Consider the following 19,681-nt stretch of genomic DNA (forward strand, 5'->3'; position numbering starts at 1 on the left):
AGCCTATATAGTGATGCCCCTGCCCGGGGTCAAAACACGATGGCTAATATTAGCCGTTTTGCGCCGCAGGGTCACTGCCCAATAAGCGATCGCCTGACCAGATCGTCCTGATGCCAGCGCCCCAATCCATCCCGAATACCGCGCGCCATATCCAAGCGCCATTCGGGGTTTCGTATGTTTTCCAAATCTCTGGGGCTGGACAGAAAACCCAATTCGATCAAAACAGACGGAATATCAGCCGCCTTTAGAACGGAAAACGAGGCCGTTCGGATCGGGCGGTTGTTCATCGGCCCGCCCTGCTGTGTTAGCCCTTCGGCAAGAGCACGCGCAAGCGCGTCGGTGCGCGGCCTGGTTTCCCTGCGCGCCATGTCCAGCAACACATCCGCCACCTGATCGTCAGAACCGCTCAGATCAATTCCCGATATCAGATCGCCACGATCATGACGTTCCGCCAGTTTGAGGCTGGCCACATCCGAGGCGTCCTCGGACAGTGTATAGACGGCGGCCCCATGCGCCCGCCCCTCGGACAGAATATCGGCATGCAACGAGATAAACACATCAGCACCCGCACGATGAGCCAGCGCTATGCGGCGTTCCAGCGATACGAACTGATCGTCCGAACGGGTCATGACCACATCATATCCGCCTGCACGCAAAAGCAATTCACGCAACTCGCGGGCAAAGGTCAGCATAAGGGTCTTTTCGTCCAGGCCATCAACTTCGGCTCCGGGGTCGATCCCTCCATGCCCCGGATCCAGCATCACGCGCAGCAGGCGGTTTCCGTCCGGGTCGCGCGCTGGCGGAGTGACTGATGGCTCAGGCAAATCCCACCCCGGCTGTCGAGGCGCACCTGCACTGGCTGAAAACGATTCAATATCAGTACCTTGCAGACTTAACGACAATTGCGCGCTGCCCGTTACCGGATCGACGCGCAAATCCGCCGTCTCGATAGCCAGGGGCGCGCCAAGTTCCAACACCATCCGCGACCATCCCGGCACATAGGCACCGTACAGGACACCACTGACACGATCGGTCTGCAAAAAGCTGTCGCGGTCCAAGCCGGTCCAGTCCACCTCTTGAAAGTCCAGAACCATGCGGTAGGGATCGCTCAGCGTGAAAACCCGGTATGGTACGCCCTGACTGAGACCAAGCTGCACCCGAACTCCGGCGCGGCCGTCATCTGTGACGTGGCTGTCATCGGGCAGCACACGTGCAAGCGCACTGAACTCATGCGCGACGGCAGCACCGTTCAGCGCCCAGATCAGCGCAATGGCGAATAGAATCCTGCTCATGGCCTCAAGTTTTCCCGAGATCGTTTGACGCACAGCATAGCCGAACTGCGCCCGCTTGTGAACGCCCTGCGCTTACTCGGCCGACCCTAAGCGTTCCGACATAAAGCGCGTCAGGCGCAGCAATCCTTCTTCTATGTCCGGCGTCGATCTGGCGTAGGAAAACCGCAACGTTGTATGGCCCCGCACAGGATCGAAGTCGAGACCCGGAGTGACCGCGACGCCTGCTTTTTCAAGGATTTCCGCCGCAAAGCTGCGACTGTCGTCCGTCAGGTCAGACACGTCTGCATAGACGTAAAAGGCGCCGTCTGGCGGCGCGATGTTGGTGAACCCTGCCTTGGGCAAACCCTCCAGCATCAACGAACGGTTGGCCCGGTAGACATCGAGATTTGCCTGCAATTCATCTTCGCACTCCATCGCGGCCAAAGCCGCAACCTGACTGGCGTGCGGCGCGCAGATGAACATGTTCTGGGCAATCCTCTCGACAACGCGCACCTGATCTTCGGGCACAACCATCCAACCCACGCGCCAGCCCGTCATCGAAAAATATTTCGAGAACGAATTGATCACATAACACTCATCCGTCAGCTCAAGCGCGGTGACGGCTTTGGCCTCATATTCCAGCCCGTGATAAATTTCGTCACTGATGAACGAAGCGCCTTGCTCGTGCGCGGCCCCAATCAACGCCTGCATCGCCGCGTGATCCAGCATTGTCCCCGTTGGATTGGCCGGAGACGCAACCATAAGCCCCTGCAGATCAAGCCCCGAGAAATCAGACGGCACAGGTTGAAGCCGGTTTTCCGGTGCGGTCGGCAGATCGACTGGCACCAACCCAAGCGCCTTTAGTATCTGCCGATACGACGGATAACCGGGCGCGCCGATGCCGACGCGATCTCCGCTGTCGAAAAGCGCCGTGAACGCCAGCAAGAAACCGCCAGACGACCCCGGAGTAATCACCACACGCTCGGGGTTCAGGTCGACATCGTACCACTCACCATACATCCGTGCGATCCGCTGCCGCAAAGCCGGAAGGCCCAGTGCAACCGTATACCCCAATGGCCCTTCTTTCATGGCTTGCGCCAAGGCATCGGTCGCCCCTTGCGGCGCACCGGTTCCCGGCTGGCCAACCTCCATGTGAATGATGGTGCGCCCGGCCTCTTCAGCGCGGCGCGCGGCCTCCATAACGTCCATCACGATAAAGGGATCGACCCCGGACCGGGTTGAGTTTCTCATGCCCATCTCCCATGTTGCAGCCATGGCTTTTGAACGCGTATCCAGGCTGGCGTCAATCCCGGCCCTGTTGCTGATTGCAGTAACATGGTTCGCAAGCGCCATTCAGTCCGCAGCGCAAAGCCTGATCCGTGACCCGGATATCGAATACGGGCTGCGCGAACTGGCATTCCCCGTCCTGCGCGCCGCTGGGCTGAACACAAATCGCGTCCAGATTCTGGTGGTGAATGACAGCACATTCAACGCCTTCGTCATCGACTATAACGCGATCTACCTGAACTACGGGCTGATCCTGACGGTCGAAAGCCCGGAAATGTTGCAGGCCGTGATCGCGCACGAAGCTGCACATATCGCTAATGGTCATCTGGCGCGGCGAGTGGAGAACCTGAAAGCCGCGCAAAGGAACGCTCAGTTGGGGACCGCTCTTGCTTTGGTCGTGGCCGCTGCTGGCGGTGGCGAGGCTGCTGCAGGCATCGCAGCGGGCACATCCAGTTCAGCGCTACGCAGCTTTCTTGCCCACACTCGCGCCGAAGAATCCTCGGCTGATCGCAGTGCGGCCAGCTATCTCAGATGGGCGGGCATCTCGCCCAGCGGCATGGTCGCGCTGCACCAGAAGTTTGCGGGACAGGAACTGTTAAGCGTCGTGAATCAAGACCCCTACATGCGCTCACACCCCACCAGCCGGGAACGCCTGCGCGCGGCTGAGGCGTTTCTGGACGAATTTGGGGACAAGGCATCGCCCAACCAGAGCGCGGACTACTGGTTCGCACGAGCAAAAGGCAAGCTATCGGCTTTTCTGCGGTCCCCGACCTGGACCATGCGACGATCAAAGGAAGAAAGCGCACAGGACATCCGCCTAATGCGCGAGGCCGCCGCATACCACCAAAACCGCGACCTGCCCAACGCCCGCCGCGCCATAGACCAGGCTTTGAGTATTCGCCCCGACGACCCTTTTTACTATGAGCTCAAAGGGCAGATATTGCTGGAAAACCGTCGTGTGCAAGAAGCAGTTGCAGCATACGGCAAGGCGGTAGAGCTGGCCCCGAACAACCCGCTAATCCTTGCCGGGTACGGCCGTGCGCTATTGGCACAAGGACAGACTAAGAACGCCCTGCAAGTCCTTGAAAAAGCACGCGCAAGGGACTATCGCAATGCACGATTGATGCAAGATTTAGGGGTCGCCTACGCCAAGGTTGGCAATAACGGGATGGCCTCGGCCGTGACCGCCGAAAGATTTGCCTTGCAAGGCCGGCTGGCTGATGCAGGTATTCACGCAAGACGGGCTGTCGGGCAGTTGCCCGAGGGCTCTCCGGGTTGGCAACGTGCACAGGATGTGTTGATTGCCTCTGAACAAGCTAAGAAAAAGAAAAGGAAACGGAAATGATCCTCAGACACGCTGCGCCGGCCCTGCTGGGGCTTTCCTTGATCACCGGCCCTGCTCAGGCATTGGACCTGAACGCAATGAGCGACGCGGAAAAGGAACAGTTCGGCCAACAGGTACGGGAATATCTTCTGGAAAACCCCGAAGTGATTATCGAGGCCATCAACATCCTTGAACAACGCAACGCTCTGGCCGAAGCGCAGGCCGATCAGGAATTGGTCGCAGCCAATGCTGACGAGCTGTTCAACGATGGATATAGCTGGGTCGGAGGCAACCCCGACGGAGACTTAACTCTGGTCGAGTTCATGGATTATCGCTGTGGATATTGCCGCCGGGCCGTCCCCCAGGTGGCAGAGCTGCTGTCAGAAGACGGAAATATCCGCTTGATAATCAAAGAACTTCCCATACTCGGCGACGCCTCGATCATGTCGTCGCGCTTTGCTATCGCAACCAAGCACGTAGCTGGTGACGACGCGTACAAACAGGTTCACGACGCCCTTTTGGAATTCGGAGGTGAACCCACCGAAGTGACCTTGCGCCGTATCTCGGACGGTCTGGGTCTGGACAGCGACGCAATCATTGAAGCGATGAACAGCGAACAGGTCACTAACGAGATCAACCAGACGCGCGAGTTGGCACGCCGCATGAATATTTCCGGCACGCCCTCATTCGTTCTGGGAACAGAGATGCTGCGCGGATTCCTGACGGCTGACCAGATGATCGAGATTGCCAACGTCGTGCGCGCCGAACAGGGCTAATCTGACAGGAGGCGGACAAACCGCCTCCGACCCTTCTTATTGCGTCACGCGCTTAGTACGGAAAGGGCGCGTCGCATTTCAGCCAAACAACCCACCTGTTTGTGCCATCCGACCGAAATTGGGCGGCAGGCACAGACGTGCCTTTGATACCTGCGGGAATGACATCACGCCCCTGCTTTTGGCTTTCTGCGAGGACGGCGCTGATATCCTGCGGGTTCGAGATACGGCGAACGCCGTTGTCGGGTGTAATGGGACCAGAACGGCAATACGTCGACCGCGCGACCTGCTGCGCGAGGCTCATCGCCGCCCGAGAGTCACTTCCGTCCCACAGGGACGCCGCAACCCTTGAGGCCAGCGACGGGTCCGCCAACACCTGCGGCGTGTCCTTGGGCGGCTTTGACTGTCCGCCAGGCCCGAGGGTCACAATGATGCTCGTGACTGTACCACGTTGATTGTACGGCGCGAGATCAGCCGAAAGATAGCGCAACTTGGTGTTTGCGGCGTTTTCCGGGACCGGAACATTCACGTCCCGGGGGTATTTGTCATACTCGCCTGACCCACTGTTGCATGCTGCCAGAATAGCGCAGGAAACTGCGGCCACACTTGAAAGAAACCTCATTTGAAGATGCCTTGAACTGCTCAACCTGAACGATGTTTTTCAGGGTAAGTTTGGCAAAAGAATGACGTTTCCTGCTGGTGGACAGGCTTTTCCCGAGTAAGAAAAGAACGCCCGTCGCGTCCAAAAAACCGAGGAGGCGCTATTCCGCCGCCTCTGCTGCTGCATCCAGTTCTGCGGCCTTCTTCTCGACCTCTTCCACGATGTGGTCGATCATCTGATCGTTGGACATTTTGTGGCTGGCCTTACCCGCAAGATAAACCATGCCGGACCCCGCCCCGCCGCCGGTAAAGCCGACGTCAGTCATCAACGCCTCGCCCGGCCCGTTCACGACGCAGCCGATAATGGACAGGCTCATGGGCGTCTTGATGTGTTCCAACCGCTGCTCCAACGCCTCAACCGTCTTGATCACGTCGAACCCCTGCCGGGCGCAGGACGGGCATGAGATGATGTTCACCCCGCGATGGCGCAGGCCCAGAGATTTCAGGATCTCATAGCCCACCTTCACCTCTTCGACCGGGTCGGCGGACAGGCTGACACGGATTGTATCGCCAATCCCCATCCACAGCAGGTTCCCCAAGCCGATAGCAGACTTGATGGTGCCGCTGACCAGCCCTCCGGCCTCGGTGATGCCCAGATGGATCGGCGCGTCGGTGGCCTCGGCTATGCCCTGATAAGCGGCGGCGGACAGGAACACGTCACTGGCCTTCACGCTGATCTTGAAGTTGTGGAAATCGTTGTCTTCCAAAATGCGGATATGTTCGAGCCCGCTTTCGACCATCGCCTCGGGACACGGCTCACCATATTTCTCAAGCAGGTGCTTTTCCAGAGACCCGGCGTTGACCCCAATGCGGATCGAGCAGTTGTGATCGCGGGCGGCCTTGATGACCTCCTGCACGCGTTTTTCGTCACCGATATTGCCCGGATTGATCCGCAGGCAGGCGGCCCCCGCTTCGGCGGCCTCAATCCCGCGGCGATAGTGGAAATGGATATCGGCAACGATCGGAACCGGGCTTTCGCGCACAATCTCTTTCAGCGCCAGCGACGATGCCTCGTCAGGCACAGAGACACGCACGATATCCGCCCCCGCCTCGGCCGCCGCCTGAACCTGCGCCACGGTCGCCGCAACATCCGTCGTCAGGGTGTTCGTCATCGTTTGCACGGCAATGGGCGCGTCGCCCCCGACCGGAACATTGCCAACCATGATCTGACGGGACTTGCGGCGATAGATGTTTCGCCACGGGCGAACGTGATTGAGGGACATGGGATCGGGTCCAAGGCAGCCTGAGTTGCGTCTTTAAATAGTCCGCCTATCAGGGCACCGCAATGGCAAGATCACTCAGCCGGTTCTTGCGACTCTTGCGCCTGTAATTCAGCAACGAGCTGTTTGAGCGCGCTGTTCTGTTCGGCCTCAAGATCGGCGACGTCGTAACGATCGGCCACGGCATCCTTGGACAGAACTACGCCCTTTGCGACCGTTCCGGGATTACCAACCGGGCCGAAATGTTCACCATTCATCGAAAAATAGACCGAACCGGATGCCCCCGCCCGCAGCAGCGGCGGTTCCTCGGTCAGCGGCACCTCGAAAGTACTGCCCTGCTCGACCGTACCTAGCGTGCCTTCAAAAATGATGCTGCCATCCGCAGCCGTGACGCGCATCCAAGCCGGGTCGACGGCTACGATCTTGAGCGTTGTGTCCAATTCCTCGACCACTTGCGGCAAAGTAGGACGTTCGACAGTGTGCACCTCGGCGACTTCAAACTGAGGCGGCTCTGGTGGCAGGAAAGTCCCGACGGAACGCGGGTCCAGCGTAGAGATCGGTGCATCCCGAGCAACCAGCACAGGGACATCCAGCGCCTGAGGCCGGTACAAACGATCCAGAGCCTCGGCGCTGGGGGTCTGAACAGTAGCAACCTCATCGGACGATCCGTCAGAGCGGGCAACATCCAGCGGATCCAGATCGGACAACACGACCGGGGCTTGCTCGACCGGGCTGACCTGTACTTGCTGAATCTTGTTCAGAACGGCCCATCCGCCGTAACCGATACCGCAGATCAGTGACAACAAAACCAAGGAAGATCCGATCGCCCGAGGCTCAATCTGACTGACCAGAGATTCCCGACCGGGGATATAAGGCGTGTTGGGCGACATGAACGGATCACGGCCCATTGGACCGCGCGCCGGCAAGCCACCTGCAGGTTTACGCACAACCGAAGCCTCAGCGGACATGCCGTGCGCGACCTCGAACCCACTTTCCTTGCAGAACGCCGCGAATGTCTCATCAGGGTTCATGCCAAGGTAGCGAGCGTAAGAACGCACATACCCGGCGATAAAGCCGGGTGTGTCGAATGCCTCTGGGTCTGAGTCTTCTATGGCGGCGATATAGTTGGCCTTGATCCGCAATTCGCGCTGAACATCCAGAAGCGACTTGCCCATAGTCGCACGCTCGCCGCGCATCATGTCGCCAAGCCTGACCTCGTAGTCGTCATACCCTTTCGGTCGGACTTCGATGTCATTTTTGGATTCGCGCTGAGATCTGCGCCCAATCATCCCTGCTGCCCCATTCTGCCTACGCGTGTTTTACGCTAGCAACGAATCATGGCCTAAATGATTCGCCTGCCCGTTTTGTTAGAATAATCTTAACACGCGATAATCACGTTGCACACTTCGGCGTGAGGTTAACCTGCGAGTTCGGCGCGATTTAGCGCACAATGTGACCAAAGTTCGTCCATCGCGTGCACCAAACGGTTCATTTCGTCGGGTCCGTGGACCGGAGACGGCGTAAACCGCAAACGCTCGGTCCCGCGCGGAACCGTCGGGAAATTGATCGGCTGTACATAGATTCCGTGGTCATCCAGCAACCGATCACTCAAAATTTTGGTGTGAACCGGATTGCCGACGATCACGGGCACGATGTGGCTGCCGTGGTCAATCAAAGGCAGTCCCATTCCCTTGAGCCGCAGCTTGAGGATCTTGGCCTGCGTCTGATGCTGTTCGCGCAGTTCTGGCGTGCGCTTCAGATACGAGACCGACGCCGCAGCGCCCGCTGCGATGGCAGGCGGCAGAGAAGTCGTGAAGATGAAGCCCGGCGCATAAGAGCGCACGGCGTCGCACATCTTTTCGCTCGCAGCAATATAGCCGCCCATGACGCCATAGGCCTTGGCCAACGTGCCGTTGATAATGTCGATACGATGCGCCAAACGATCACGCTCGGTCACTCCACCCCCGCGCGGGCCATACATGCCGACAGCGTGAACCTCATCAATGTAGGTCAGCGCCCCGAATTCATCGGCCAAGTCACAGATTTCTTCGATCGGACCAAAATCACCGTCCATCGAGTACACGGATTCAAATGCGATCAGCTTGGGGGCCTTGGGATCGTCCGCTTCAAGCAACTCACGCAGATGGGCGACGTCATTGTGGCGAAAGATGCGCTTGGCACCCCCGTTGCGACGCACACCTTCGATCATCGAGGCGTGGTTCAATGCGTCAGAATAAATAATCAGCCCGGGAAACAGTTTGGGCAGCGTGCTCAGCGTAGCGTCATTGGCAATGTAGGCACTGGTGAACAACAGCGCCGCTTCTTTTCCGTGCAGATCGGCCAGCTCAGCCTCAAGCTGCTTGTGGTAAACAGTTGTCCCCGAGATATTGCGCGTACCGCCCGAGCCTGCTCCGGCGGCATCAACAGCCTCATGCATCGCGTTTAGAACAACCGGATTCTGGCCCATGCCCAAATAGTCGTTGCCACACCATACGGTGATATCCTGCTGCGACCCGTCAGGGCGCGTCCGAACAGCGTGAGGGAAGTGCCCGTTGCGCCGCTCAATATCGATAAATGTCCGGTAGCGTCCTTCGTCATGTAGCCGAGCGATCGCTGAATCGAGCTGAGCAGTATAGTCCACCGGTTTCTCCTTACTTGCCCGACCTCATCATGTTGGCCGAACGTCCTTTCTGGCACCGCATTCGGACGAATCCGAAATTGCACCGATGCACTCATTTTAGCCCAAAACATATATCGAACTAAGAGAATGCTTATTTGATTTGCATCAAATATCTTTTTGGACCCTTCTCGACAAGTAAAGTTACGGCAAACAGACGCGAGGAAACGACGCAGGCTGCGCAGAAAAAGCACTCCTATTCCTTTGGCATTTATCAAGTGATCCTGGAAAAGCGTACTGGACGGCGCCGATGGCGCTGATAGGGTTCCGCCAAATTCATCATGGCAGGAGACCCCCATGTCGCTGGACGCTGTTCTGACCCGTATCGACGCCGATCTTCAAACCTCAATCGACCGCCTGATGGAACTGCTTCGCATTCCTTCGATTTCAACAGACCCTGCCTATGACGCCCAAGTCGGCCAGGCCGCCGACTGGCTGGTCTCGGACCTGCAGTCCATCGGGATTTCAGCGGAAAAGCGGGAAACCACCGGGCACCCCATGGTCGTTGGTCATATCGGTGAGGACAACGACGCACCGCATGTTCTGTTCTACGGTCACTATGACGTGCAGCCCGTCGACCCGCTGAACCTGTGGAATCGCGACCCGTTCGATCCAGCGATTGAAGAGACCGAGACTGGCCCCGTCATCCGGGGGCGTGGCTCATCGGATGACAAAGGCCAATTGATGACCTTTGTCGAAGCCTGCCGCGCCTGGAAAGCCGTTCACGGCACCCTGCCCTGTCGCATCACTTTCTTCTTTGAAGGCGAAGAAGAATCCGGCTCGCCCTCGCTGGTCCCGTTCCTGCGCGAAAACGCAGCCGATCTAAAAGCGGATCTGGCCCTGGTCTGCGACACATCTATGGTGTCGCGCGGCGTCCCCTCAATCGCATCTCAACTGCGCGGGATGCTCAAAGACGAATTCACAATCACCGGACCCCGGATCGACCTGCATTCGGGTCACTATGGCGGTCCCGGCCTGAACCCCCTTCGCGAGCTGTCAAAAATTGTCGCGTCCTTTTACGATGATGAAACCGGTCGCGTGGCCGTTGACGGGTTTTACGAAGGCGTCCACGACGTTCCAGCAAAGCAGCTTCGCCAATGGGAAGGCTGTGGGTTTGATGAGGCCGAATACCTCAACTCGGTGGGATATACGCAGCCGCATGGCGAAAAAGGATATTCTGCGCTGGAACAGCAATGGGCCCGCCCAACACTCGAGGTGAACGGGCTTTGGGGTGGCTACAACGGGGCCGGGTCAAAAACGGTTATCCCGTCGCAGGCGCACTGCAAGATCACCTGCCGTCTGGTCGGTGACATGGATCCGGATGACCTAAGGGACAAAATCCGAAAACATGTTGAGCAACGCCTGTTGACAGATGCAAAGATCGAATGGGATAACGACCTGGAAGGCTCGCCCGCTTCTGTCATGAACCTCGACCGCCCCGAATTCGAAGCCGCCCGGGGCGCCCTGTCCGATGAATGGGGCCGCGAGGCCGTCTTCACAGGGATGGGAGGCTCTATCCCGGTCGTTGGCTATTTCAACACCGAACTCGGGCTGGACTCCATGCTGGTTGGCTTCGCCAACGACGACGACGCAATCCATTCTCCCAATGAGAAATACGACGTCAAAAGTTTCCATAAGGGCATCCGCTCGTGGGCGCGCATTCTGGACGCTCTGACCAAATAAACATTTTTGCGAGGCCCTGCCTCGCGCTCCGGGATATTTGGGGCCAGATGAAGTACGGATCCCCAGCTTCATCTGGCTAAAAATATCCCGGGGGAGTCGCCCGGCACGGGCGGCGGGGGCAGAGCCCCCATACGCCGCACATCACATGTGGATAACCCTGCCGTAAGCGTCCAATACACTTTCATGCATCATTTCCGACAGTGTCGGATGCGGGAAGACCGTGTTCATCAGGTCTTCTTCGGTTGTCTCCAACTGTCGCCCGACAACGTACCCTTGGATCAGTTCCGTCACTTCGGCACCGATCATATGCGCGCCCAAGAGTTCCCCGGTCTTGGCATCAAAAACAGTCTTGATCAGCCCTTCGGGTTCGCCCAGCGCGATCGCCTTGCCGTTGCCGATGAATGGGAAGCGGCCAACTTTTATTTCATAGCCAAGCTCTTTTGCTTTCGCCTCGGAATACCCCACTGATGCAACCTGTGGCTGGCAATACGTACAGCCTGCGATGCTTTCCGGTTTGACCGGGTGCGCGTGCTTGCCCGCGATCAGGTCGGCGACCATGACCCCTTCGTGGCTGGCTTTGTGCGCCAGCCAAGGTGCGCCTGCGATATCCCCAATGGCGTAGAGACCCTCGACCCCGGTCCGGCAATATTCATCCGTCACCACGTGCGCCCGGTCGATCTTGACACCCAGAGCCTCGAGGCCCAGCCCCTCGACATTGCCAACGATCCCGACCGCAGAGATCACGGTGTCGAAGTCATGCTTTTCCACCTTGCCCTTGACTTCGATATGCGCGGTCACCTTGCCCTTGGCGCGGTCCAGTTGCTTGACCATCGCCTTTTCCATGATGGTCATGCCCTGCTTGGTAAATGCTTTCTTGGCAAAGGCGCTGATTTCCGCATCTTCAACGGGCAACACGCGGTCCATCACCTCGACCACTGTCGTGTCGGCCCCCAGCGTGTTGTAGAAGCTGGCGAATTCGATACCGATTGCACCCGACCCGATGACGAGCAGCTTCTTGGGCATGCGTGGCGGCTGCAATGCGTGCTTGTAGGTCCAAACCAGATCGCCATCCGCCTCAAGCCCCGGCAATTCGCGGGCACGCGCGCCAGTGGCCAGAACGATATTCTTGGCCGTCAACTCCTCGGTTCCTTTGTCGGTTTTGACCGAGACCTTGCCCTTGGCGGGGATTGTCGCCTCGCCCATCACCACGGTTACCTTGTTTTTCTTCAGCAGATGGCCAATGCCGCCAGACAACTGCGCAGCAACCCCGCGAGAGCGTTTGACAACGGCGTCTAGGTCATATCCGATCTTGTCCGCCTTCAGGCCGAAATCCTTGGCCCGTTCCATCAGGTGGAAAACCTCTGACGACCGCAGCAGCGCCTTGGTGGGGATGCACCCCCAGTTCAGGCAGATGCCCCCAAGATGTTCACGCTCGACCACAGCGGTCTTCAAACCCAACTGGGCCGCGCGAATTGCGGCCACATACCCGCCGGGACCGGCGCCGATTACGATCAGATCAAAAGATTGTGCAGCCATGGTTTCCTCTCGGCGCAGGACGGTTCAGAAATTAGTTTACCATTAAACTAAATCTCCAAACGCATCAATATAGGCCACCCGCGACAAAAGCGACGCAGGGTCAATTTGCGCTTAGTGCGCAGTTTTCAGCCTATACCGCGTCTGGTTCAATGGCTAGAACATAGAGGCCGGGCTGGACCGGCAACCGTTAAACCCAAGTTATTCAAGAGGCTTACAATGGCCAGAACGCTCAAAGATCTACTGCTAGCACTGCTGAACGCCACTCTTATTCTGGTGGCACTGTGCCTGTTTCTTGGATGGAAGCTGGCCTCGACGGTCGACGGGATCGCGTCGTCATTCGCCCAGAACATACAAATCGTAGCCCCGTTGAAAGACGAAATTCAAGGCGTCCGGGGCGAGCTGGCCGCCCTGCGCAGCGATTTATCCTCGATCCAACTGGGCGATGTCGTCACCAACCGAGTGGAGGTGCAGAAACTTTCGTCGGCACTGGACAAATTGGACGGGCTTGAAGCAAAGCTGCAAACGGCGCAGACCCGTATTTCTGAGATCACCGATGCCCCGGACGAGTTGATCAATACGGCAATTCAGACCTCGGCCGACGCGATCGCCGACCGGATCATTGCGATACGTGGGTGCGAACCCGCGACTTAACTGGCCGCCTGAAGCTCTCTGACCGTAGTTCCGTAACCACCCATATCCACATATGCGGCTTCGGGTTCGGTCATTGGGCGCGAAAGCGCTTCGTTGCGGTACGGGAACCGGCCAAATTGCCGAATAACCTCACGATGCGCACGCGCATGCAAAAGGTTGCTCGAATCCTCGCTGATATTCTGACACATCAGCCGAACGCAGCGTTCCTGATCGCACAGGTTTTCCGAGTGCATCAGGGGAAGGTAGAAGAACTGCCTTGCGGGTTCATCAATTTTCAGATCCCACCCTTTGTCCACAGCACATTTGGCCGCTGACAATGCCGCACGGTCAGACGCAAACGCCTTGGCGCTGTCTCGGAACATGTTGCGTGGGAATTGATCCATCAGGATGATGTACGCCAATGCTCCGCTTGGGTAGGTCAGCCAAAGGGAAAACTTGCCCTCGTTTGCTGCCTCCCAAATGGGAAGGAACTTTTTGCGGATTTCGGCGTCAAGCGCCTCGTCCTGCAAATACCAACCCTTGGGACCGACTTCATCCAACCAAAAACTCAGTACGTCTTCAGGCCCTGCCATTGCCCTAAACTCCGTCTGTTCGCCTCCCCCAGGGACGTAACGTCATTAAAGGCTGTTTTACAGGTCTGTTACAGTAACATATTGCAACACTTGCGACATAAATCCGTGTCCTAGGCAACATCTTGCGTGTCCTGTTCGGCTTCGGCCGCTTCGATGGCCACTTCCTGTGCGACTTCAAACGCAACGGGTGAGGCCGTGGGGTACAGCGGAGACATCGTTCCGGTTTCATCGACCGGAATCGCCGCGCGTTGCGTCATACGGTACATTGCGTACCCTGCGGTCACGACCAACAGCATGGCGATAAACAGGAAAAACCCCTGAGGGCCAAACACGCCGTCGCCCATCAACCAACCGGTGATCAGCGGCCCGGCAATCGCCCCTAGCCCGTTGATAAAGACAAGCCCGCCAGAGGCCGCCGCCATGTCCTCATGCTCAAGAAAGTCATTGGCATGTGCAATCAGCAGGGAATAGAGCGGGTTTGACATCCCGCCGATCACGAAAGCTGAAACCAGCAGGATCGGGAACGTCGTACCGAACAACATGCCGGAAATGGATCCTCCGGCCCCAGCGATGGCCACAAGCATGATCAGAAACCGACGATCCATGCGGTCAGAAAACCAGCCGAGCGGGTACTGCAAGACCACGGCCCCAACGTAGAACGCGGCGATGAAGGTCGAGATTTCGACCAGAGTCAGCCCGGCCCGCGCACCATACACCGAAGCCATGCCGAACTGAGCCGAGAACACGCCGCCCAACAGGAACATGCCGACGCAGCCTAGCGGTGATTTGCCCATCAATTCGCGCAGGGTCATCGGCTTGGTCGTGTCAAACGCGGGTGTAGGTGAAATCGACAACAGGATCGGCCCGAAGGAAACCGAAACCAGAATCGACGCGATCACGAAGGTCTCGTACCCTGCGGGGTCTCCGACCAGCATCAAGCCCTGCGCTGTAATGATCCCGGTCATCTGGACAATCATATACAGGGACAGCGCCTGCCCCCTGTTTTCGTTGCTGGCGGCATTGTTCAGCCAGCTTTCGGCCGTAACGTACACGCCGGAAAAGCAGAACCCGATCACAACACGGCCCAGAATCCACGCCACAGGTTCTGTCAGCATCGGGTACATGATCATCACGGCCGAAATGAAAGAGGCCAGCGCCGCAAATACGCGCACATGTCCCACGCGCCGGATCATCTCGGGCGCCAGACGCGATCCACCGAGAAATCCCACGAAATACGCCGACATCACAAAGGACATCTCAAGGGTCGAGAACCCCTCGATCTCGCCGCGAACACCGAGGATCGTACCTTGCAAGCCGTTGCCGACCATAAGCAGGCCCACGCCAAGAAGAAGCGCCCATGCGCTGGACAGGACCTGAATCATTGGAACCTCCGAGCAATGTCGACCTGAACTACGGATTCGTTTTGTTATGAAAAACGGCTCCGGTCATGCTTGTCTACGACATTACCAAGATACGATCCCGACAAGGCGGCATTCACGGGATCAAAAGCGACGCGTCACCGTAAGAAAAGAAGCGGTATTTCTGTTTAATTGCATGGGCGTAGACATCGCTCATTCGATCCTTCCCCATCAATGCCGAAACCAGCATAAGCAAGGTGGATTTCGGCAGGTGAAAGTTGGTCATCAACGCGTCGGTGACGTGAAACTGGAAACCGGGATAGATGAATATGTCTGTCTCGCCCTCCCACGGCTCGATCTCGCCCGAACGCGCGGCACTTTCGATCAGGCGCAGCGCAGTGGTTCCAACTGGTATGACCCGCCCACCAGCGGCCTTGGTCTTTTGGATTTCGCTGGCGGCCTGCGCGCTGACCCTGCCCCATTCCGCGTGCATTTTATGCGTGGTCACGTCTTCGACTTTCACGGGCAGAAAAGTCCCTGCGCCAACATGCAGCGTGACATGCGTAATCTGCACGCCGCGTTTTTCCAGCGCCTGCATCAGCGCCTCGTCGAAATGCAGCGACGCGGTCGGAGCAGCCACGGCGCCCGAATTGCGGGCCCAGATCGTCTGGTAATCCGTTTTGTCCTGTTCGTCCGCCGGACGCTTGGCCGCAATATAGGGCGGCAAGGGCATCGCACCGGCGCCTTCCAGCGCGGCGTCAAAGTCCTCTCCGGTCAGGTTGAACCGCAGGAATGCTTGCCCGTCTTCCACCCGCTCCAGAGTGGCGCTGAGCTGGTCTGAGAACTTGATCTCTTCGTGCAGCTTGACCTTCTTCAGCGGTTTGATCAGCGCGGCCCAGGTGCCATCTGCTTGCGGGTCCAGCAGAGTTGCCTCGATCGCTGCGGAAACGGGTCCCTGTGCGCTGTCGCGGTGCCGCCGTCCATTTAGACGCGCCGGGATGACGCGCGTGTCGTTAAGAACAAGGCGATCTCCGGGCTGCAACCACTCGGGTAGATCAAACACGTGCGCGTCCGAGATCGCGTCGCCATCGGCCACAAGCAATCGCGCCGACGAACGCGGCGTTGCCGGGCGCGTGGCAATCAGGTCTTCGGGCAGGTGGAAATCAAAGTCGCTGAGTTTCATGCGCGCGCCATACAAGGCCCGACCAGATTCAGCAACAGCACGGCTCAATGATCTTTCGGAGGCGACCCGAAGGTCTGCTTAGGTTCGTCGGGCTTCACCGGCAGGGAATTTGGGCCATCCGTCACCGTCGGCGGTGGAGTACGCATCAGATTGCGCAAAAACAACGGCGCAAGACCCGACAAAGGGTTTACCGCCACTTTGGGCGCTGTCAGAGGACCAGTCAGGTTATAGTTGAAGCCGATCACACCTTCGCCCTTCTTAGTAAAAACGCTTCCGATCGCGTTGACCAGGTAGATCGGCGATATCGCGCCCCGCAAATTCAGCATCCCAGCTACGGTATCTATCGTTCCATCGAAAGACAGGCCCATGGACGGGCCAACCGCACTGCCGCTCAGAACCTTGATTTGGGTCGGAGTGATGCGCATCCGGCTTTCGATAGACGAGAAAAAGATACCCTGCCCCGCCATTTCATCCAGCAACCCAACAAGGCTGATCGCGTTCAGCAGGGCAGCCATTGCCGGTGCATCCGTGATCCGCGTGTTCACGATCTTGAGGTTAACGTCATAGTTCCCGGGCGCGCCGACGGGTTCGAGGCTCATATCGAGCGAGCCGCCGCGTGCCTGAGTGATGACTCCTGCCGATCGTAGCACCTCACCGGCATCCGACGATTTCAGCTCAACCGCGCTGCGCCCGCCGCGCGGGGTGACCTGTCCGCGAACAGACGCACCTCCGTTCACGCCGGCTGTGAACGCCCCGGTAATGCCGCCCGTAGTCTGGAATGATCCACTGAATCCCGTCAACGCCACCGATTCCGTGACCTGTAAACGATCCAACACAACGTCCAGCGCTGGCCCGCGCCCGCCGCCTCCGCCTCCGCTGCTGCCTTCGCCGAACGTAGCGCCGCCCAAATTCATGACCCCGCCCAACACCCTGATATCTGGAACGGACGACCCGCGATTCACCAGCTCGGCTGGGACGGCCAACCAGTTGCCCAGATCGAATGAGCTGAACTGAACCTTGTCAAAGTCACCGCCTTCGCGAAACGAGATCGACGCCTTGGTGCGCAATCCCGCGGCATCCAGTGTCAGTGCATCCACACTTAGTTGGTCGCCCAACGTTGCATCGACGTTGAGTTTTCCGACAGCCCGAGACCCCTTGCGCCAGCCAAGCTCGGGTATGGCAAGGCCAACGCCGACCAAGTCCGACGTCGCCGTCAGCTTTATGGGATCGCCTGCTCCGATACCCACGGATATGTCCGCTGTGCCTTGTCCGGTCAGCATACCCTGCGGCAACCCGGCTTTCAGTTCGGTCATCAGACGGGGTGACAGTTCGATTTCCCCCGTTAGTTCACTGCGCTGCGGCTGGGAACTTCCGATTGGCTGCCGCCATGTCGCCTCTATCGGAACGTCACCGAACAATCCGTATCCGCCGATCTCGACCAACGCTTGATCTCCGGTCAGCTTCAGGCGGTCAGACCGAACAGAGAAGCCGGGCACCAGACGTTCACTTTCCACATCGTCTGCCGTGCCGGAAAAGTGAAATTCTGTGTCTTTGAACTTCAACCCCTTTTTCATGGGCAACGACAGCGTGCCGGCCAAGCTGACCTCTCCCTGAGACAGATCAACCGGCAGCCCGGCTTTCGTGAGCAATTCAAGCGGCTTACGGTCAAGCAGCGAAAGGGCCGCGGTTGTCGATCCATTGGCCACGATGCGCGCGATGGCCGGGGATGGCCCCTTGATCGTTGTGTCCGGAATGATGAATGACGTTCCCGAGGCATCTACGGCTCCGCCGGCATCGGCGATAACCACGCCACTTTCGGCCGAAGCTGTGAACCGGTCGTCAAGCAAACTGACCCGCCCTTGGGCATCCTGGATCGGCGGCAATGTCTTTGCGAACCTGATCTTTGCCTCATTGAACCCAAATCCCAGATATATGTCCGGCTCGTTCCGAGGCCGCAGGCGTAAAGCGAACTCGACATCCGTAAACTGCCCTTCAAAAAGGTTCTCAGACACCCATTTTCTTGGTTTTGGCGCCAATATCTCTGGCCAATAGTTCAGCAAACGGTCGGCCGTCATCGTATCCAGATGCGCGTCCAGAGAAGCCACCCACCCGTCCGGGCGACCAATCAAATTGCCTGAGGCGCGTAACGTATGGTCCGCATCCACAAGGGTCAGTTGCCCCAATTGCAACTCAAACGGAGCCAGTTTCATCTGGAAATCCAGATTTGCACGGGCGGATTCAAGGGATTCAGGGAACAATCCGCCGGGGTAGATATCAATATTGTTCAGGTCCAGTTGCGCCGTCAGGCTTTCGAGAACCCCGTTTTCAATACCGTGCAGAAAGGCTTTGCCATTGGCCTGCACTGCGCCAAGGTCCGAAACAATCGATGCCTCGTTAAAGTCAAGGACCTGCTGGCTGGGATCGTAGGTGAAATACGTCCGGGCCGAGTCAAAACGAATGGGTTGCGTTTCGGGTGTTGGCTGGATGACGCCAGCGCCAAGGTTGAGTGTCGCAAACAAAGGGCCGAGCGCTGCCATTTCGTCCACGCTGCCCCGAAGCGCGCCCGAGATCGGAGCCTTGAGAACCTGAAGCCAAGACAGCGCAAGGCTTTGCCCGGCTATGTCTTCAGCGGGCAAATCGGTGATCGACACGCCAAAACTCGCCTCGGGCGTGCCTAAGACGCTGGTGTAATTTGCCTCGATCGAACTGGCGTAGTCCCGGCCGGTCAAAACCGAAAACCCGGTGGCAAGGCGCATTTCGTCCCCGCTGCGCGTGATCGAAATATGCCCGCCGTCAAAAACCCACGCACGACCCAAGCGCAAATCCTGATAGTCCAGCGTCAGGGATTGCAGCTCGACCGATCTGAGCCCCGACAAGATCGGAGAAAGAAACACATCGTCGGATTCTTCGATCAATTCAGTCAGCGTGGGCGCCTGTTGCACGGGCGAGCTGCCCGAACCAACCGTCAGCGACAGCGCCCCATCTTTGCCGCGCGTAAGGGCAATCTGCGCATCTTGCAGGATTATGCGCCTTGGGCGGATTTGCCCCCGCAAAAGCCCCCGCATCGACAGGCGTGTGCGCAGATCGGACACTTGGGCAATCTGCTGTCCGGCTGCATCACTAATGGTCACATCCGTCAAGCGAAGCCGGGGCCGCCACTGCTCATTCACAAAAAAGGTGGCATCGCCAAAGCGGACTTTCAGCCCGCCAAGCGTTTGATCAAGCCGCTTTTCAGCCTGAACCCGCATCCAGTTCGGGGCGTACAGTTGCTGACCGATCAGAAAGAACCACCCAGCAAAAGCCATCGCAGCAAGGGAAAACGCGAACCACAACGTCCAGCGAACGGCAGTACGGCGACGCGACCGACCGCGCCGGGGCTTGCCCGGCGTGTCTGCACTTTTGTCTTCGTGCTGCACCAATTTTCTATCCACGCCTTTCAACCCGCTCGCGCCGCCCTATGATGACGGGCAGCACTTAAAAACCTTT

General features: G+C 58.2%; 15 protein-coding genes. 4 read left to right on the plus strand and 11 right to left on the minus strand.

From position 1 onward, the window contains the following. Positions 1-71 precede the first annotated feature (71 nt). Together ACR0B7_RS01440 and ACR0B7_RS01445 are read right to left on the minus strand one after the other, a co-directional pair. Positions 72-1,292 (minus strand): N-acetylmuramoyl-L-alanine amidase, encoded by a 1,221-nt coding sequence (locus ACR0B7_RS01440; RefSeq protein ID WP_170481365.1) that lies wholly within the window; start codon positions 1,290-1,292, stop codon positions 72-74. A 72-nt stretch (positions 1,293-1,364) separates the two neighbouring features. Then, on the minus strand, positions 1,365-2,522 hold the full coding sequence (locus ACR0B7_RS01445) for an aminotransferase class I/II-fold pyridoxal phosphate-dependent enzyme (protein ID WP_170576625.1): 1,158 nt from the start codon (positions 2,520-2,522) through the stop codon (positions 1,365-1,367). Here ACR0B7_RS01445 and ACR0B7_RS01450 point away from each other — a divergent pair. Continuing rightward, a complete protein-coding gene (locus ACR0B7_RS01450) occupies positions 2,521-3,903 on the plus strand; it encodes a M48 family metalloprotease (RefSeq protein WP_170481354.1) in 1,383 nt (460 codons plus the stop codon). The genes ACR0B7_RS01445 and ACR0B7_RS01450 overlap by 2 nt on opposite strands. Continuing rightward, a complete protein-coding gene (locus tag ACR0B7_RS01455; protein WP_170576626.1) occupies positions 3,900-4,658 on the plus strand; it encodes a DsbA family protein in 759 nt (252 codons plus the stop codon). The genes ACR0B7_RS01450 and ACR0B7_RS01455 overlap by 4 nt, the downstream gene beginning before the upstream one ends. Before the next feature lie 52 nt (positions 4,659-4,710). Here the strand turns inward: ACR0B7_RS01455 and ACR0B7_RS01460 are convergent, their stop codons facing one another. From ACR0B7_RS01460 to hemA, 4 genes are all read right to left on the minus strand, one after another. Continuing rightward, positions 4,711-5,277, minus strand: a complete 567-nt coding sequence (locus ACR0B7_RS01460) for a hypothetical protein (protein ID WP_170481347.1) — start codon at positions 5,275-5,277, stop codon at positions 4,711-4,713. Between the two features lie 139 nt (positions 5,278-5,416). Then, a complete protein-coding gene (ispG, locus tag ACR0B7_RS01465; RefSeq protein WP_170481342.1) occupies positions 5,417-6,538 on the minus strand; it encodes a flavodoxin-dependent (E)-4-hydroxy-3-methylbut-2-enyl-diphosphate synthase in 1,122 nt (373 codons plus the stop codon). 71 nt (positions 6,539-6,609) lie between these two features. Next, complete coding sequence (locus ACR0B7_RS01470) at positions 6,610-7,824, minus strand: helix-turn-helix domain-containing protein (RefSeq protein WP_170481339.1); 1,215 nt, start codon at positions 7,822-7,824, stop codon at positions 6,610-6,612. Between the two features lie 128 nt (positions 7,825-7,952). Next, a complete protein-coding gene (hemA, locus tag ACR0B7_RS01475) occupies positions 7,953-9,176 on the minus strand; it encodes a 5-aminolevulinate synthase (protein ID WP_170481336.1) in 1,224 nt (407 codons plus the stop codon). A 333-nt stretch (positions 9,177-9,509) separates the two neighbouring features. On the opposite strand from hemA, the gene ACR0B7_RS01480 reads away from it, so the two are divergent. After that, positions 9,510-10,895: a M20/M25/M40 family metallo-hydrolase gene (locus ACR0B7_RS01480; protein ID WP_170481332.1), complete on the plus strand. Its 1,386-nt coding sequence runs from the start codon at positions 9,510-9,512 to the stop codon at positions 10,893-10,895. Positions 10,896-11,036: 141 nt separating this feature from the next. Here the strand turns inward: ACR0B7_RS01480 and lpdA are convergent, their stop codons facing one another. Continuing rightward, positions 11,037-12,431: a dihydrolipoyl dehydrogenase gene (gene lpdA / locus ACR0B7_RS01485; RefSeq protein ID WP_170481329.1), complete on the minus strand. Its 1,395-nt coding sequence runs from the start codon at positions 12,429-12,431 to the stop codon at positions 11,037-11,039. Positions 12,432-12,647: 216 nt separating this feature from the next. On the opposite strand from lpdA, the gene ACR0B7_RS01490 reads away from it, so the two are divergent. Further along, positions 12,648-13,082: a hypothetical protein gene (locus tag ACR0B7_RS01490; RefSeq protein WP_170382746.1), complete on the plus strand. Its 435-nt coding sequence runs from the start codon at positions 12,648-12,650 to the stop codon at positions 13,080-13,082. On the opposite strand, the gene ACR0B7_RS01495 is transcribed toward ACR0B7_RS01490, so the two are convergent. From ACR0B7_RS01495 to ACR0B7_RS01510, 4 genes are all read right to left on the minus strand, one after another. After that, on the minus strand, positions 13,079-13,654 hold the full coding sequence (locus tag ACR0B7_RS01495; protein WP_170481327.1) for a DUF924 family protein: 576 nt from the start codon (positions 13,652-13,654) through the stop codon (positions 13,079-13,081). The genes ACR0B7_RS01490 and ACR0B7_RS01495 overlap by 4 nt on opposite strands. 110 nt (positions 13,655-13,764) lie before the next feature. After that, a complete protein-coding gene (locus ACR0B7_RS01500) occupies positions 13,765-15,036 on the minus strand; it encodes an MFS transporter (RefSeq protein WP_170382742.1) in 1,272 nt (423 codons plus the stop codon). Between the two features lie 112 nt (positions 15,037-15,148). After that, entirely contained in the window at positions 15,149-16,195 is a 1,047-nt protein-coding gene (gene queA, locus ACR0B7_RS01505) for a tRNA preQ1(34) S-adenosylmethionine ribosyltransferase-isomerase QueA (protein ID WP_170569647.1), read from the minus strand. A gap of 44 nt (positions 16,196-16,239) precedes the next feature. Continuing rightward, positions 16,240-19,626 (minus strand): YhdP family protein, encoded by a 3,387-nt coding sequence (locus ACR0B7_RS01510; protein WP_480680781.1) that lies wholly within the window; start codon positions 19,624-19,626, stop codon positions 16,240-16,242. Positions 19,627-19,681 lie beyond the last annotated feature (55 nt).

Source organism: Ruegeria sp. BB6 (genome assembly GCF_056539385.1).

Excerpts from the sequence above, each read along its gene's own strand:
- queA (WP_170569647.1), bottom strand. The coding sequence starts at position 16,195 with ATGAAACTCAGCGACTTTGATTTCCACCTGCCCGAAGACCTGATTGCC.
- ACR0B7_RS01495 (WP_170481327.1), bottom strand. The coding sequence starts at position 13,654 with ATGGCAGGGCCTGAAGACGTACTGAGTTTTTGGTTGGATGAAGTCGGT.
- lpdA (WP_170481329.1), bottom strand. The coding sequence starts at position 12,431 with ATGGCTGCACAATCTTTTGATCTGATCGTAATCGGCGCCGGTCCCGGC.
- ACR0B7_RS01470 (WP_170481339.1), bottom strand. The coding sequence starts at position 7,824 with ATGATTGGGCGCAGATCTCAGCGCGAATCCAAAAATGACATCGAAGTC.
- ACR0B7_RS01450 (WP_170481354.1), top strand. The coding sequence starts at position 2,521 with ATGCCCATCTCCCATGTTGCAGCCATGGCTTTTGAACGCGTATCCAGG.
- ACR0B7_RS01490 (WP_170382746.1), top strand. The coding sequence starts at position 12,648 with ATGGCCAGAACGCTCAAAGATCTACTGCTAGCACTGCTGAACGCCACT.
- ACR0B7_RS01445 (WP_170576625.1), bottom strand. The coding sequence starts at position 2,522 with ATGAGAAACTCAACCCGGTCCGGGGTCGATCCCTTTATCGTGATGGAC.
- ispG (WP_170481342.1), bottom strand. The coding sequence starts at position 6,538 with ATGTCCCTCAATCACGTTCGCCCGTGGCGAAACATCTATCGCCGCAAG.
- ACR0B7_RS01480 (WP_170481332.1), top strand. The coding sequence starts at position 9,510 with ATGTCGCTGGACGCTGTTCTGACCCGTATCGACGCCGATCTTCAAACC.
- ACR0B7_RS01455 (WP_170576626.1), top strand. The coding sequence starts at position 3,900 with ATGATCCTCAGACACGCTGCGCCGGCCCTGCTGGGGCTTTCCTTGATC.
- ACR0B7_RS01460 (WP_170481347.1), bottom strand. The coding sequence starts at position 5,277 with ATGAGGTTTCTTTCAAGTGTGGCCGCAGTTTCCTGCGCTATTCTGGCA.
- ACR0B7_RS01500 (WP_170382742.1), bottom strand. The coding sequence starts at position 15,036 with ATGATTCAGGTCCTGTCCAGCGCATGGGCGCTTCTTCTTGGCGTGGGC.
- ACR0B7_RS01440 (WP_170481365.1), bottom strand. The coding sequence starts at position 1,292 with ATGAGCAGGATTCTATTCGCCATTGCGCTGATCTGGGCGCTGAACGGT.